Below are 12,537 nucleotides of genomic sequence, written 5' to 3' on the forward strand. Positions count from 1 at the left end.
TGCTCATGTCGTCCGGGGCAGTCCCGGACCGCACTGTCCACACCCACGTCAGGAGGACATGTGACTGCCGGGATCGAGCACCGCTTCGTCGAGGTCAACGGGGTCAAGCTGCACATCGCGGAGCAGGGCGAGGGACCTCTGGTCGTCCTGCTGCACGGCTTTCCGGAGAGCTGGTACTCCTGGCGCCACCAGTTCGGGCCGCTGGCCGAGGCCGGGTACCGGGTCGTCGCGCCCGACCAGCGGGGGTACGCCCGCAGTACGCAGCCCGCCGACGCCGATGCGTACAGCCTGCTGCACCTCACCGGCGATGTGATCGCCCTGATCCACGCGCTGGGCGAGGAGCGGGCCGTGGTCGTCGGGCACGACTGGGGCGCGCCGGTCGCCTGGACGACGGCCATGCTCCGCCCGGACGTCGTACGGGCCGTCGCCGGGCTCAGCGTGCCGCCGGTGCTGCCCGCCGGGATGGCGCCGCCGTCCGTCAGCCGGCAGCAGTACGGCGACCGCTACTACCAGGTCTACTTCCAGCAGCCGGGCGTCGCGGACGCCGAGCTGGCCCGGGACCTGCCCTCGACCTTCCGCCGGATGCTGTTCAACGGTTCGGGCGACAACCCCGCCAACGAAAAGCCGCGCCCCTGGGTCGTCCCCGAGGGCACCCCGCTGCTCGGTACCGGCCCGGACCCCGAGCTGCCGTCCTGGCTCACCCCGGAGGACATCGACACCTTCGCCCGCGACTACGCGAACCATGGTGACCGGGCCTTCACCGGGCCTCTGAACTGGTACCGCAACATCGAGCGGAACAACGAACTCCTCGCGGTCTTCCGAGGCCGCGGCATCGACGTACCGGCGCTGTACGTCACCGGCGACCGCGACATGGTCACCTCGCTGCACGGCATCGACCGGATCGTCGACGCCCTCGACAAGGTCGCGCCGAAGCTGCACCGCAAGGTGACGCTCCCCGGCTGCGGCCACTGGACCCAGCAGGAGCGCCCCGCCGAGGTCAACGAGGCGCTGCTGGACTTCCTCGGCCATCTGCCGAAGGAGGACTGACCCGCACGCCCGCGTCAACGGGCCGTGCCGCGCGACTGTTCACGCGGCACGGCCCTCGCGTGCCTCCTGCGTCAGACGGCCGACCAGGCGTCGTCGACCGGGAGGACGGCACCGTTGATGAACGCCGCCGCGTCGGACGCCAGGAAGACGAGGGCGTCCGCCTGCTCCTCGGCGCTGCCCAGCCGGCCGATGTTCGCGCCGATCAACTGGCCGATGAGGGCGGGCCCGTGCGCCTCGGGCACCGCGTCGACACTGATGCTGGTGGCGGTGGGGCCGGGGGCTATGGCGTTGGCCCGTATGCCCTGCTTCCGGTACATCACGGCGAGGCTCTTCACCAGGCCGACCACACCGTGCTTCGAAGCGGTGTAGGCCGCGCCCGCCGCGCCGCCCCGCAGGCCGGCCTCGGAGGCGGTGAAGACGATCGACCCGCGCCCCGCGTCGAGCATGTGCGGCAGCACGGCGCGCGTCAGCAGGAAGGGCGCGGTCAGGTTGATCCGTAGGACGCGCTCCCACTCCGTGTCGTCGGTCTCGCCCAGCGCCGACATCCGGTCCATGATCCCGGCGTTGTTCACCAGGACGTCCACACCGCCGAATTCCGCGACCGCCCGCTCGACGACCGCGTCCACCACCTGCTGGTCGCTGAGATCACCGGCGACGGCGAGCGCCGTGCCCCCGGCCTTCCCGATCTCGCGGACGACGTCCTCGGCGCCGTCCCCGTTCAGGTCCGCGGCCAGTACCCGGGCGCCCTCCACCGCGAACTTCAGGGCCGCGGCCCGGCCGATGCCGGAGGCGGCTCCGGTGACCACGACACCACGTCCCGACAGGCCTCTCTTCGTCATGGGGTTTCCTCTCCGCCGGGGGCTCCGGCACGCTGAACGGTGGCTCCCTCGCGGGGAGAGAGGCGCAGTACGGTTCCCTCGCCGTTGGCCGAGAGCAGCAGCGAGCCGTCCGGCGCCGCGGCGAGGCCGGCGAACTGCCGCGGCACGCCGGGCATGCCGTGGGTGAACAGCGCCGGATCGGCACGGGGCCCGGTGCCCGGCGGCAGCCCGACCGGCAGGTCCTCGGCCTCGATCCGGTGCGCCCCGGTGCTGAGCGACACGGCCCGCAGCTTCCGCGAGCCGGTCTCCACGACGAAGACCTCGTCGCCCAGCACGGCCAGCCCCTGCGGGGCAGCGAGCCCGGCCACGACGGTCTCGGCACGCCCGGCCTCGATACGAAGCACGGCGCCGCGCCGCTCGTCGCTCACGTAACAGAGCCCCGCGGCGTCGAACGCCACATCCACGGGACGGTCGAGCCCTTCGGCGAGCACGGTCACGGTGTCGTGCCCCGCCAAGCCCCCCTCGCCGCCCTCGTCCAGGGCCAGGACCCGGCCGCCGTCCGTCTCCGCGACGGCCAGCCCGCCGTCCGGCCGCACCGTGATGCCCGTCGGCCGCCGCAGCCCGGCCGCCCGGACACGGGTGGTGCCGCGCTCGGGGTCGTAGGTGGTGACCTCGCCGTACTGCGAGGTGAGATGCAGCAGCCCGTTGTCGGCGGCGATGCCGTGCGCGAAGGGCCGCAGGACGTGCGTGGTGACCTCGTCCGTGCCGTCCGCCGGCTGACTCTCCGGCCCGGCGACGCGGTAGTGGTCGGCCGCGTACACCGTGCCGCCCAGGTCCACGGTCACCCCGAAGGGGCCGTCGAGGCCGCGGGGCACGATCTCCCGCGTCCGGCCGTCGGGGTGGAGCTCGGTGATGCCGCCGGTGGCGAAGCTGGAGACGAACATCCGGTTCTCGGTGTCGAACGCCGCGTTGTCGAGGCCCACGAGTCCGCTGGTGACGAGAGACCGGGAACCCGTGCCGTGCAGGTCGATACGGGTCACGATGCCGGACCGGCCCCGGGACAGGACCATCAGGACACCGCCCCGGTCGAAGCGGACCGCGACCGGTTCGTGCACGTCCTCGGCGACCACTTCCGGGGCGCCGCCGTCCGGAGGGATCCGCCAGACCTGGCCCGTCACCATGTGCGGGTAGTACAGATGGCCGTCGGGGCCGAGCTGCATCGCGTTGCCCAGGGCCAGCCCCTCGGTGAGCACCTTCGGTGCGGCACCGCTGTCCGGGAACAGCTCCAGCAGCCGGCCGTTCATCCTCATCTCGTTCACGAAGAGCCGGTCGCCGATGCAGGTGATGCCGTTGGGCACCTGCACCTCGTCGGAGACGAGGCGGTACTCGCCCTGCGGGCTGCGGCGCCACACCCGCCCCGGGACCAGGTCGGTGATGTACATCGAGCCGTCGGCGCCGAAGGCGAGGTCGTCCGGCGACTGCACCGGACCGTCCATCGGCACGATCGTCTCGACGTCCCCGGTGGCCGGGTCCACGGCGCTGATCTGCCCGGCCAGGAACTGCGCGGCGTACAGCCGCCCGTCGGGCCCGAACGCGACACCGTTCGAACCCCACAGCGGACTGGGCGGGTTGAGCCGCCGCACGTCCCACCGCGTACTGCCCGAGGCCGGTGCGGACACGGTGGAGCCGTACCGGCTGGAATGCTCCGTCATCGTCGCGCTCCTCCTCAGGTCTCGTCCGGCCCGGCCTCGACGAGCACCTCGTCCAGGCCGCCGTTGGCGCGCCACTCCCGGAGCAGCGCGTGGAAGGCGACCGGCCCGTCCCCGTACGACTCGCTGCGCTTCCGCGGCATGCCCTCGTTGTTGTAGTAGCCGGGGGTGCACTCGGCCTGGAACGCGTACAGGTCGGGCGCCTTCTCGCGGATCGTCGCGACCCAGGCGGCCTCGGCCTCGGCGGTGGGTTCCACGTACCGGGCCCGCCGTGCGCGTGCCCCGGCGACGACCTCGGCGACGTGGGTCGCCTGCTCGTCGAGGATGTGCACGTAATTCACCGAGCTGGCGTTCTGCAGCGGGCCGAGCTGGAAGAGGTTGGGGAAGCCGTGGCTGTAGAAGCCGTGCAGCGTCCGGGGGCCCTCCCGCCACGCCTCGGGCAGGGTGATGCCTCCTCTGCCGCGCACCGGCAGCCGTCCGGAGGTGATGCCCGAGACGCCGACCTGGAAGCCGGTGCCGAAAATGATGCAGTCGACCTCGTACGAGACGCCGCCGACCACGACGGCGTTCTCGGTGATGCGCTCCACGCCGTGGCTGTCGGCGGTGTCCACCAGGGTGACGTTGGGCCGGTTGAAGGTCTGCAGGTAACTGTCGCTGAACGTGGGCCGCTTGCACATGTAGCGGTACCACGGCTTGAGCAGTTCGGCCGTCCTCGGGTCCGTGACGACCTCGTCGACCCGCGCCCGGATCTCGTCCATCTTCTGGTAGTCGGCGAGTTCGTAGGCGCGCTCCCGCTCCTCGGGCGGCACGTCCCGGTAGCTGTCGCTCGGGATGAGCTTCTGCTGGAGCCGGGCGCTGCTGGTCCAGCCGTCGTCGATCAGGTCCTCCTCGACCCGGCCGCCGGTGACGAGGGTGAGGAAGTTGTCCCTGCGCTTCCGCGTCCAGCCGGGGGAGAGGGCGGCGGCCCACTCGGGGTCCGTGGGGCGGTTGCCGCGCACGTCGACCGAGGAGGGCGTCCGCTGGAACACGTAAAGCCGCTCCGCGTCCGCGCCGAGGTGGGGCACGCACTGGATGGCCGTGGCGCCCGTGCCGATCAGGGCGACCCGCTTGTCGGCCAGCTTGTGCAGGCCGCCGTCGGCGTCGCCGCCGGTGTAGGTGTAGTCCCAGCGGCTGGTGTGGAACGTGTGGCCCCGGAACGTCTCGATGCCGGGGATGCCCGGGAGCTTGGCCTCGCTCAGCGTGCCGCTGGCCGTGATCACGTACCGGGCCCTGATCAGGTCGTCCCGGTCGGTGCTGACCAGCCACTCGTCCGTCTCATCGGCCCAGCGCAGCCCGGTCACCTGCGTCTGGAACACGGCGTCGCGGTAGAGGCCGAAGGTACGCGCGATGGCCTGCGCGTGCTGCCGTATCTCCTCGCCCGGCGCGTACTTCCACTTCGGGACGTAGCCGACCTCCTCCAGCAGCGGCATGTAGATGTACGACTCGATGTCGCAGTGGATGCCGGGGTACCGGTTCCAGTACCAGGTGCCGCCGAAGTCGCCGCCCTTCTCGATCACCCGGATCGACTCCACGCCCGCCTGGCGGAGGCGGGCGCCCGCGAGGAGACCGCCGAACCCGCCGCCGAGGACGACCACTTCGACCGCGTCGCGCAGCGGCTCACGGGCGGGCGCTGCCTCGGTGTACGGGTCCTCGTCGTAGTACCCGAACCGGCCGGTGACGGGCTGGTACTGGCGGCCGCCCTCGGGCCGGATCCGGCGCTCCCGCTCGGCCCGGTAGCGGGCCTTGAGGGCGTCGAGGTCGAGTGCGGGTTCCCCGGCGGGGGAGGAGCCGGACGGGCTGTGGGGGTAGGACATCGGCGGTCCTGTTCCTCTCTGTGGCGGTGCTGCGGTACGGGCTGTCAGCCGTGCCGCGGTGCGGAGGCGAGGTGTCCGGGTTCGGTCCCGGTGGCCGGGGCGGCGTCGGCGGCGGCGCGCGGCCCGCCCGGTACGGCGGCCGCGATCGCGACGGCGATCAGCGCGATGCCGCAGCCGACGAGCAGGGCGGTGCGGAAGCCGCTCTCGGAGGTGAAGGTGTGGCCGCCCGCCGTGGTGGTGAGCTGGGCGAGGATCACGCCGATCACGGCGGCGCCGACCGAGGTGCCCAGCGAGCGCATCAGGGTGTTGAAGCCGTTGGCCGCGGCGGTCTCCGACTGCGGGACCGCACTCATGATGAGCGCGGGCATGGAGCCGTACGCGAGGCCCACCCCGCTGTTGATCACGATGGCGAAGAGCATCATGCCCCAGGCGGTGCCCATCAGCGCCATGGACAGCCCGTAGCCGGCGGCGATGACCAGGGCGCCGCAGATCAGCGTGAACTTCGGGCCGCGGGCGTCGGTGAGCTTCCCGCCGAGCGGGGAGACCAGCATCATCATGATGCCGCCGGGCGCCATCCACAGGCCCGCAGCGAGCATCGACTGTCCCAGGCCGTGACCGGTGGCCTCGGGGAACTGGAGCAGCTGCGGCATCACGAGCATGCCGGCGTACATGCCGAAGCCGACGAAGACCGAGGCGGCGTTGGTGAGCAGCACGCGGGGGCGGGCGGTGGTGCGCAGGTCTATCAGCGGGTCCCGCGTACGCAGCTCCCACCAGCCCCAGAGGGCCAGGACCACGACGGCGGCGGCGAGGAGGCCGAGCGTGGTGGCCGAACTCCAGCCCCAGTCGGCCCCCTTGGAGACCGCGAGCAGCAGGCAGACCAGGCCGGCGCCGAGCCCGATGGCGCCGGGACCGTCGAAGCGCTGGCCCCTGGCGCCGGCCGGTACGTCCGGGATGAAGAACCACAGCAGGGCTGCGACCACCACGGCCAGCCCGGCGCAGCCCCAGAAGAGCGCGCGCCAGCTGGCGTACTGGGCGACGGCGGCGGCGATGGGCAGGCCGAGCCCGCCGCCGATGCCCATGGACGCACTGACCAGTGCGATGGAGGAGCTGAGCTTCTCCTTCGGGACCACATCGCGCAGGAGGGCGATGCCGAGCGGCACCATGCCCATCCCCATGCCCTGAAGGCACCGTCCGGCGATCATCGGGAGTACGGAGGAGGCGAGCGCGCACACCACCGAGCCGGCCACCAGCGGCACGGCGCACACGAGCAGCATCCGGCGCTTGCCGACCAGGTCCCCGAGCCGGCCGAAGACGGGGACACAGACGGCGCCCACCACCAGCGTGGCGGTGATCACCCAGGCGGCGTTGGAGGCGCTGGTGTGCAGGATCGCCGGCAGCTCGGCGAGGAGCGGGGTGACCAGCGTCTGGGTGGTCGCCGCCGTGATGCCGGCGACCGCCAGCGTGGCGACCACGCCACCTGGGCGGGATGTCGAGCGAGGGGCGTCCATGGCGGACTCCTTGACTGTGTTCACGGCACCACGACTGTGCTCGCAGCGATGTGCATCGTACACGTCACATGTATGGGCCACATTGTGTGCGTGATGCATCTTCGTGAGAGGATGACGGCAAGGAACCACCCAGAGGCGCGATGCGTCAGCGGCGCGGCAGGAGCGGGAAGCAGGAGGCGGCGGGACGCATGGTCAGGCCGACGCACGAGGTCGAGTACGAGCAGATGCTGCTCAGTCGCCACACGTTCTTGAACAAGCGGGGCGGCCGGCACAAGGACGGTGCGCTGGAGCGCAGCGCCTACGTCCTGCTCAGCCGCATCCGCATGCAGGGGCCGATGTCGATCGGCGAGCTGAGTGACGCCTTCGGCCTCGACGCCTCCACTCTCAACCGGCAGACGGCCGCGGCGATGCGTGCCGGTCTCGTCGAGCGCATCCCCGATCCCGCCGGGGGCATGGCCCGCAAGTTCCGGATCACGGACAAGGGCACGCAGATGCTCGACGAGGAACGCGAGGACCTGATCCACATACTGGACGACATCCTCGTGGACTGGTCCGACGAGGACATCGCGGCCTTCGCCGGCTACCTGCGGCGCTTCAACACCGGCATCGAGCGCATCGGCGGCCGCCCCTGGCCGCGTCCCTGACGCCACGACGGCCGGCCGTGCCGGCGGTACGTCTCTTCGCAGGTGTTCCGTGAGCCGTTGTCAGCTGCAACGATGCTCATTTTTGGCACCTTCCCGCTCGGGCCACGGCCGGAGCGGGGACGCGAGGAGACGAGGGCGACCGTGGCGCAGGCCGGACCGGGGAACGAGTCCCTGCTGCGGAAGGCGCGGCGAGATCTCCGCCGACATGCGTACGGCCCTGCACCGGGCCACCGGGACGGCCGGGGCATGCCGCTGGGGCTGCAACTCGTCGGACACCCCGACCGGCTCGACGGGCTCTTCTCGCTCGGCCACGCCGTCGAGCAGTCCGCCCGCGGCGCCGCACCGGTCCGTTCCGCCGGGGACCCCGCCCCATAGGATCGCCGGAGGCCGCACGCACCGCACACGACCCGGCGTCCCCTCCCGGCACGCCTGGTCGGCCACCGAGAAGCGCAAGAGGTTCGACATGCTGGTATCCCGCCTGCACACCTGGGGCACGACCGTCGAGATCGAGGAGACGGCGCGGCCCGAGACGGCACCGGACGGCGAGGCTCTGGTCGCCATGGAAGCCGCAGCGGTCACCCACCTGGACCTCACCGTGATGTCCGGCACCTTCGCCTACCGCCCCGAGCTGCCCTTCACCCCCGGCACGGCCGGCACCGGCACCGTGCTCGCGGGCGACCCGTCGCTCGTGGGCAAGCGGGTACTGATCCGCGGCGGTGGCGTCGGCCTGCAGCGGCCCGGCACCTGGGCCGAACAGGCCGTCCTCCCGTCATCGGCGCTGCGCCCGATCCCGGCCGGCGCCGACGCGGCGCTGGCCGCCACCTGTTACTCGCCCCTGACCACGGCGTGGGCGGCCGCCGAACCGGTCGGCCGGGTACGCGCCGGCGAACGGGTCCTGGTCACCGGCCCGGCCGGCGGTGTGGGTTCGCTGACCGTACAGCTGGCCGCGCGGGCCGGCGGGCATGTCATCGCCCTCGTACGCACCGAGGAGGAGGCGGCGAGCGTGCCCGCCGCCGCGGCCGAGGTCGTGGTGGGCCGGGACGCCGGGACGGTGCGGCGCCTCGCGGGGGACGGCGGGATCGATGCGGTGCTGGACACCGTGGGCGGCGACACCGTCCCGGTCCTCCTGCCCGCCATGAAGCCCGGTGGCCGGGTCGTGATGATCGGCTACGTCGCCGGCAAGACCCTCACCGTCGACCTGCCCAACCTGCTGGCCGCCGACGTGAGCCTGCTGCCGATGAACATGGTCCGCCGCCATGTCCCCGACGAGGTGTTCGCCACCCTGCTGACCGAGCTCGGCGACGGCACGCTGCGGCTGAACGCCACCACGTACCCCTTCGCCGAACTGAACCGTGCTCTGGCGGCCCGTACCGCCGGCGGTGTCCCGGGTACGGTCGCGGTCCTCATGTGAGGCACCGGACGGGTCTCTCCACGGCATTTCGCGCATTACCACGACGTCGCTCCGCTGGTCTACAGTGGCGGACGGGTTCTTCGACATCTCGCAGCCGGCATCTTTGCCCTGGTGAAACCTTCGGACCCGTTTCCCTCCCTCTGAAGAACCCCTCTTCTCCGTTTTCAGGAGCATCGTCATGACCCACGACGCCTCGGCGCCGTTGTACGGCAGCGCGGTCGCGAAGGTCGAACCCTTCGGGGTCGACCACATTCCCGAGAGTGAACGGCACGGCAAATCCAGTTCACAGTTCTTCGTGTGGTTCGCCGCCGGACTGAACTTCCCGATCATCCTGCTGGGATTCAGTGCGGCCGGCCTCGGGCTGAGCTTCGGTGCCGCGGTCGCCGCGATCGTGGCCGGTGCCGCGGTGGGCTCCGTACTGATGGCCGTGATGTCCCGGATGGGCGTACGGCTGGGTGTGCCGCAGCAGATCCAGGCGCGCGGCCCGCTCGGTTTCTTCGGCAACTTCCTGCCGGTCGCCTACATCAACGTCTTCGCCGGCGTCGGCTGGGCGGCCGTCACCGTCATCCTCGGCGGCAAGGCGTTCGCCGAGCTGACCCATCTGCCGTTCTGGGCCTGCGCGTTGGTGCTGACCGCGGTCGAAGTGGTGGTGGCCGTCTACGGCTACAACATGATCAATTTCCTGCAGCGGATGCTGACCTACGTCCTCACCCCGCTGTTCCTGCTGATCACCGTCGTGGCGCTGGTGCGCGGCGCCGGCACCTTCGAGGCCAACCCGCACGCCTCCGGCTACCTGGGCGCCACCGGCGGCTGGATCACCTTCGGTGCCGGCTTCCTCTCCTTCCTCGTCGCCTGGGCGCCCTTCGCCTCGGACTACTCGCGCTACCTGCCCGACAACCCGAAGGTCGTGCGGCGTACGACCCTGTACACCGGGCTCGGCAACTTCGTCACCATCTGCTGGCTCGGTGTCCTGGGCGTCCTGGTGGGCGGCCACGCCACCAGCGCGGACTCCATCACCGCGCTGCACCAGCTGGCCGGGCCGTTCGCCGTGCCCGCACTGATCGCGATCACTCTCTCCGCGCTCGCGCAGAACTTCCTCAACGTCTACGGCGGCGCGATCTCCGTCCAGACCCTCAAGATCCCGGTCAGCCGCACCCAGGCCGTCGTCGTCATCTGCGCGCTGGCCTACGTGATCAGCCTGTGGGGCGAGGCCGGTACCGAGGACAAGTTCGCGGTCTTCCTCAACCTCACCGCGTACTTCATCGCGCCCTTCGCCACCGTGCTGCTGCTCGACTACTACCTGGGCGGACGCAACGACCCGGCCCGCATCGCCGAACTGTACGACCGCAAGCGGGTGTTGAACTGGGGGCTCGTCGCCTGGGCGGGCGGCGTGCTGGCCTCGGTGCCGTTCTGGCGGTCCGCCCTCTTCACCGGCCCGTTCGCGGCCGAGTTCCCGCACATGGGCGACCTGAGCATGTTCGTCGCGGCCGGCGCCGCCGCGCTCCTGTACCTCCTGACGTACCGGCTGAAGCCGTTGTGGGTGCGGGACGGCGGCACGCCCGCACCGGCGCAGCCGGCAGCGGAGACGGTGGCGGAGGAGCCGGTGGCGGTCACCGAACCGGCGCGGTAGAGGCCGGTTCCGGTACCGCCCTCACGGCCGCTCACGGGCGCGGCGGCGACCGGCCGGAAGAGGTACCGGCTCGGGGCCCGGCACCACGGTGTTGGAGACGGTGCCGAGCCCTTCGACAGTGAGGGTGACGGTGTCACCGGGCCGCAGCGGGGGCGGCGACTGCTCGCCCCGCAGGCCCCACAGCTCGGCCAGGCAGCCGCCGTTGCCGCAGGTGCCGGACGCGAGGACGTCTCCGGGGCGCACCACGGTGCCCCGCGAGGCGTAGGCGACCATCTCCTCGAAGGTCCAGCTCATGTTGGACAGCAGGTCGGTGCCGACGACCTCGCCGTTCACCGAGGCGGTGAGCGCGAGCCGGAGGAACCCGTCGGCGTCCCGGTACGGCTCCAGCTCGTCGGCGGTGACCAGGTACGGCCCGAGGGTGGCGGCCGTGTCCTTGCCCTTGCAGGGGCCGAGGCCGACCTGCATCTCGCGGGACTGCAGATCACGCGCCGACCAGTCGTTGAACACCGTGTACCCGACGATGTGGTCGCGGGCCTGTTCCGGGGTGAGGTCGCGGCCCTCGCGCCCGATGACGGCGGCGACCTCCAACTCGAAGTCGAGGGCCTGGCAGCCGGGCGGGACGGGGACGTCGTCGCCCGGGCCGATGACCGAGTACGGGTTGGTGAAGTAGAAGGTCGGGGCGTCGTACCAGGCCCGCGGCACCCCACCGACACCGTCGATCGAGCGGCGTACGCCCTCGACGTGCTCCTCGAAGGTGACGAAGTCCCGCACGGTGGTGGGCTCCACGGGCGGCAGCAGACGGACATCGGCGAGCGGCAGGGGCACCGCGGGCCCGGACGCCGGTGCCCCGAGCGCGGCCTCGACGGCGGAGACGCCCTCGGGCAGCGGGCGGACGACGCCGTCCTCGACGACACCGCGGTGCCGGCGGCCTTCGTGCAGGTAAGTGGCTATGCGCATGGCGGAACTCCTGGCGGACGGCGGATCAGACCGGCGGGGCGACGAAACACCCGCGGTCGGGGTCGTTGAACGACTCCTTGGCGACCAGCTCGTTCATGGCATTGGCCGTGCCCCACTGGTCGGTGACCTCGGGCTGCGAGAAATCGTAGACGTGCGGGTGCCAGGTGTCCTCGTCGAGGGTCTCCAGCTCGGTGGTGTACTCGACGGTGTTGCCGTGCGGGTCGAGGAAGTACGTGAAGGTGTTGTCGCCCGCCAGGTGCCGGCCGGGCCCCCAGATCTTGCGGAAGCCGGCCCGCGTCACCCGCCCGGACCCGCGCATGTACTCGTCCAGGCCGCGCATCTCGAACGAGATGTGGTGCAGTGCGGTGTGCGGCCCCTGCGCGAGCGCCATCGAATGGTGCTGATTGCTGATCCGCATGAAGTGCATGACCTCGCCCATGCGCGGTGAGCTGAGCGTGTCGCTGAGCCGGAAGCCGAGGTGGCGCTCGTACCACTCCCGAGTCCGGTTCAGATCGGGTGAGTTGAGGACGACGTGCGACAGCTTGACCGGGATGGCCTCCCGCTCCTCGATCCTCCGGTGCTGCCGCACCTCGACATCGGCGGAGACCTCGATGGTGCGCCCGTCACCGTCGAAGAAGCGGAAGCCGTACCCACCGCCAGGGGTGTCCACCTTCCCCGGCTGCGACACCAACTCAACTCCCGAGGAGAGCAGTTGCTCGGCCAGGGTGTCCACGTCCGCGGCGCTCGCGACGCCGTACGAGACGAGGTCCAGGCGCTTCTCGCCGGCCTTGCGCAGCCGGACGACGTACTGCTCGGGGGAGCCCTCGGCGGCGAGGAAGGAGATGCCGGAGTCCTCGGCGACCTTGGTCAGGCCCCAGACGCCGGCGTAGAAGTCGAGCTGCCTGTCGTAGTCGGGTACGGCGAGGTCGACGTGGCGCAGGTGGGTGAGCAGACGCATGT

11 protein-coding genes are annotated in these 12,537 nt (G+C 71.5%); 5 read left to right on the plus strand and 6 right to left on the minus strand.

The window, feature by feature from the left end; all coding sequences use genetic code 11:
- Positions 1-60: 60 nt before the first annotated feature.
- Positions 61-1,047, plus strand: coding sequence for an alpha/beta fold hydrolase (locus ACIGQF_RS21355; protein ID WP_399712322.1), 987 nt, complete (start codon positions 61-63; stop codon positions 1,045-1,047).
- A 71-nt stretch (positions 1,048-1,118) separates the two neighbouring features.
- Here the strand turns inward: ACIGQF_RS21355 and ACIGQF_RS21360 are convergent, their stop codons facing one another.
- The 4 genes from ACIGQF_RS21360 to ACIGQF_RS21375 are packed head-to-tail and all read right to left on the minus strand — an operon-like array spanning position 1,119 to position 6,935.
- Positions 1,119-1,886 (minus strand): SDR family NAD(P)-dependent oxidoreductase, encoded by a 768-nt coding sequence (locus tag ACIGQF_RS21360; protein ID WP_399712325.1) that lies wholly within the window; start codon positions 1,884-1,886, stop codon positions 1,119-1,121.
- Complete coding sequence (locus tag ACIGQF_RS21365) at positions 1,883-3,577, minus strand: PQQ-binding-like beta-propeller repeat protein (protein ID WP_399712328.1); 1,695 nt, start codon at positions 3,575-3,577, stop codon at positions 1,883-1,885. Before ACIGQF_RS21365 ends, ACIGQF_RS21360 begins: the two co-directional genes overlap by 4 nt.
- A gap of 14 nt (positions 3,578-3,591) precedes the next feature.
- Entirely contained in the window at positions 3,592-5,427 is a 1,836-nt protein-coding gene (locus ACIGQF_RS21370) for a flavin-containing monooxygenase (protein ID WP_399712332.1), read from the minus strand.
- 44 nt (positions 5,428-5,471) lie between these two features.
- Positions 5,472-6,935 carry an MFS transporter gene (locus ACIGQF_RS21375; protein ID WP_399712335.1) on the minus strand — a complete coding sequence of 488 codons (1,464 nt, stop codon included), beginning with the start codon at positions 6,933-6,935 and terminating at the stop codon, positions 5,472-5,474.
- 188 nt (positions 6,936-7,123) lie between these two features.
- Between ACIGQF_RS21375 and ACIGQF_RS21380 the strand changes: the two genes are divergently transcribed.
- The 4 genes from ACIGQF_RS21380 to ACIGQF_RS21395 all read left to right on the plus strand — a co-directional run bounded on the left by ACIGQF_RS21380 (position 7,124) and on the right by ACIGQF_RS21395 (position 10,620).
- Positions 7,124-7,579, plus strand: a complete 456-nt coding sequence (locus tag ACIGQF_RS21380) for a MarR family winged helix-turn-helix transcriptional regulator (RefSeq protein WP_399712338.1) — start codon at positions 7,124-7,126, stop codon at positions 7,577-7,579.
- Positions 7,580-7,720: 141 nt separating this feature from the next.
- Entirely contained in the window at positions 7,721-7,954 is a 234-nt protein-coding gene (locus ACIGQF_RS21385; RefSeq protein ID WP_399712341.1) for a hypothetical protein, read from the plus strand.
- Positions 7,955-8,042: 88 nt separating this feature from the next.
- Positions 8,043-8,990 (plus strand): zinc-binding alcohol dehydrogenase family protein, encoded by a 948-nt coding sequence (locus tag ACIGQF_RS21390; protein WP_399712344.1) that lies wholly within the window; start codon positions 8,043-8,045, stop codon positions 8,988-8,990.
- A gap of 178 nt (positions 8,991-9,168) precedes the next feature.
- Positions 9,169-10,620: a purine-cytosine permease family protein gene (locus ACIGQF_RS21395; protein ID WP_399712347.1), complete on the plus strand. Its 1,452-nt coding sequence runs from the start codon at positions 9,169-9,171 to the stop codon at positions 10,618-10,620.
- Between the two features lie 21 nt (positions 10,621-10,641).
- Here the strand turns inward: ACIGQF_RS21395 and ACIGQF_RS21400 are convergent, their stop codons facing one another.
- Positions 10,642-11,577: a fumarylacetoacetate hydrolase family protein gene (locus ACIGQF_RS21400; protein WP_399712350.1), complete on the minus strand. Its 936-nt coding sequence runs from the start codon at positions 11,575-11,577 to the stop codon at positions 10,642-10,644.
- Between the two features lie 25 nt (positions 11,578-11,602).
- Positions 11,603-12,535: a VOC family protein gene (locus tag ACIGQF_RS21405; RefSeq protein WP_399712353.1), complete on the minus strand. Its 933-nt coding sequence runs from the start codon at positions 12,533-12,535 to the stop codon at positions 11,603-11,605.
- Positions 12,536-12,537: the final 2 nt, after the last annotated feature.

It is taken from the genome of Streptomyces sp. NPDC053560 (assembly GCF_044544605.1).
Lineage (GTDB): Bacteria > Actinomycetota > Actinomycetes > Streptomycetales > Streptomycetaceae > Streptomyces.

Excerpts from the sequence above, each read along its gene's own strand:
- ACIGQF_RS21360 (WP_399712325.1), bottom strand. The coding sequence starts at position 1,886 with ATGACGAAGAGAGGCCTGTCGGGACGTGGTGTCGTGGTCACCGGAGCC.
- ACIGQF_RS21365 (WP_399712328.1), bottom strand. The coding sequence starts at position 3,577 with ATGACGGAGCATTCCAGCCGGTACGGCTCCACCGTGTCCGCACCGGCC.
- ACIGQF_RS21370 (WP_399712332.1), bottom strand. The coding sequence starts at position 5,427 with ATGTCCTACCCCCACAGCCCGTCCGGCTCCTCCCCCGCCGGGGAACCC.
- ACIGQF_RS21375 (WP_399712335.1), bottom strand. The coding sequence starts at position 6,935 with ATGGACGCCCCTCGCTCGACATCCCGCCCAGGTGGCGTGGTCGCCACG.
- ACIGQF_RS21380 (WP_399712338.1), top strand. The coding sequence starts at position 7,124 with ATGGTCAGGCCGACGCACGAGGTCGAGTACGAGCAGATGCTGCTCAGT.
- ACIGQF_RS21390 (WP_399712344.1), top strand. The coding sequence starts at position 8,043 with ATGCTGGTATCCCGCCTGCACACCTGGGGCACGACCGTCGAGATCGAG.
- ACIGQF_RS21395 (WP_399712347.1), top strand. The coding sequence starts at position 9,169 with ATGACCCACGACGCCTCGGCGCCGTTGTACGGCAGCGCGGTCGCGAAG.
- ACIGQF_RS21400 (WP_399712350.1), bottom strand. The coding sequence starts at position 11,577 with ATGCGCATAGCCACTTACCTGCACGAAGGCCGCCGGCACCGCGGTGTC.
- ACIGQF_RS21405 (WP_399712353.1), bottom strand. The coding sequence starts at position 12,535 with ATGCGTCTGCTCACCCACCTGCGCCACGTCGACCTCGCCGTACCCGAC.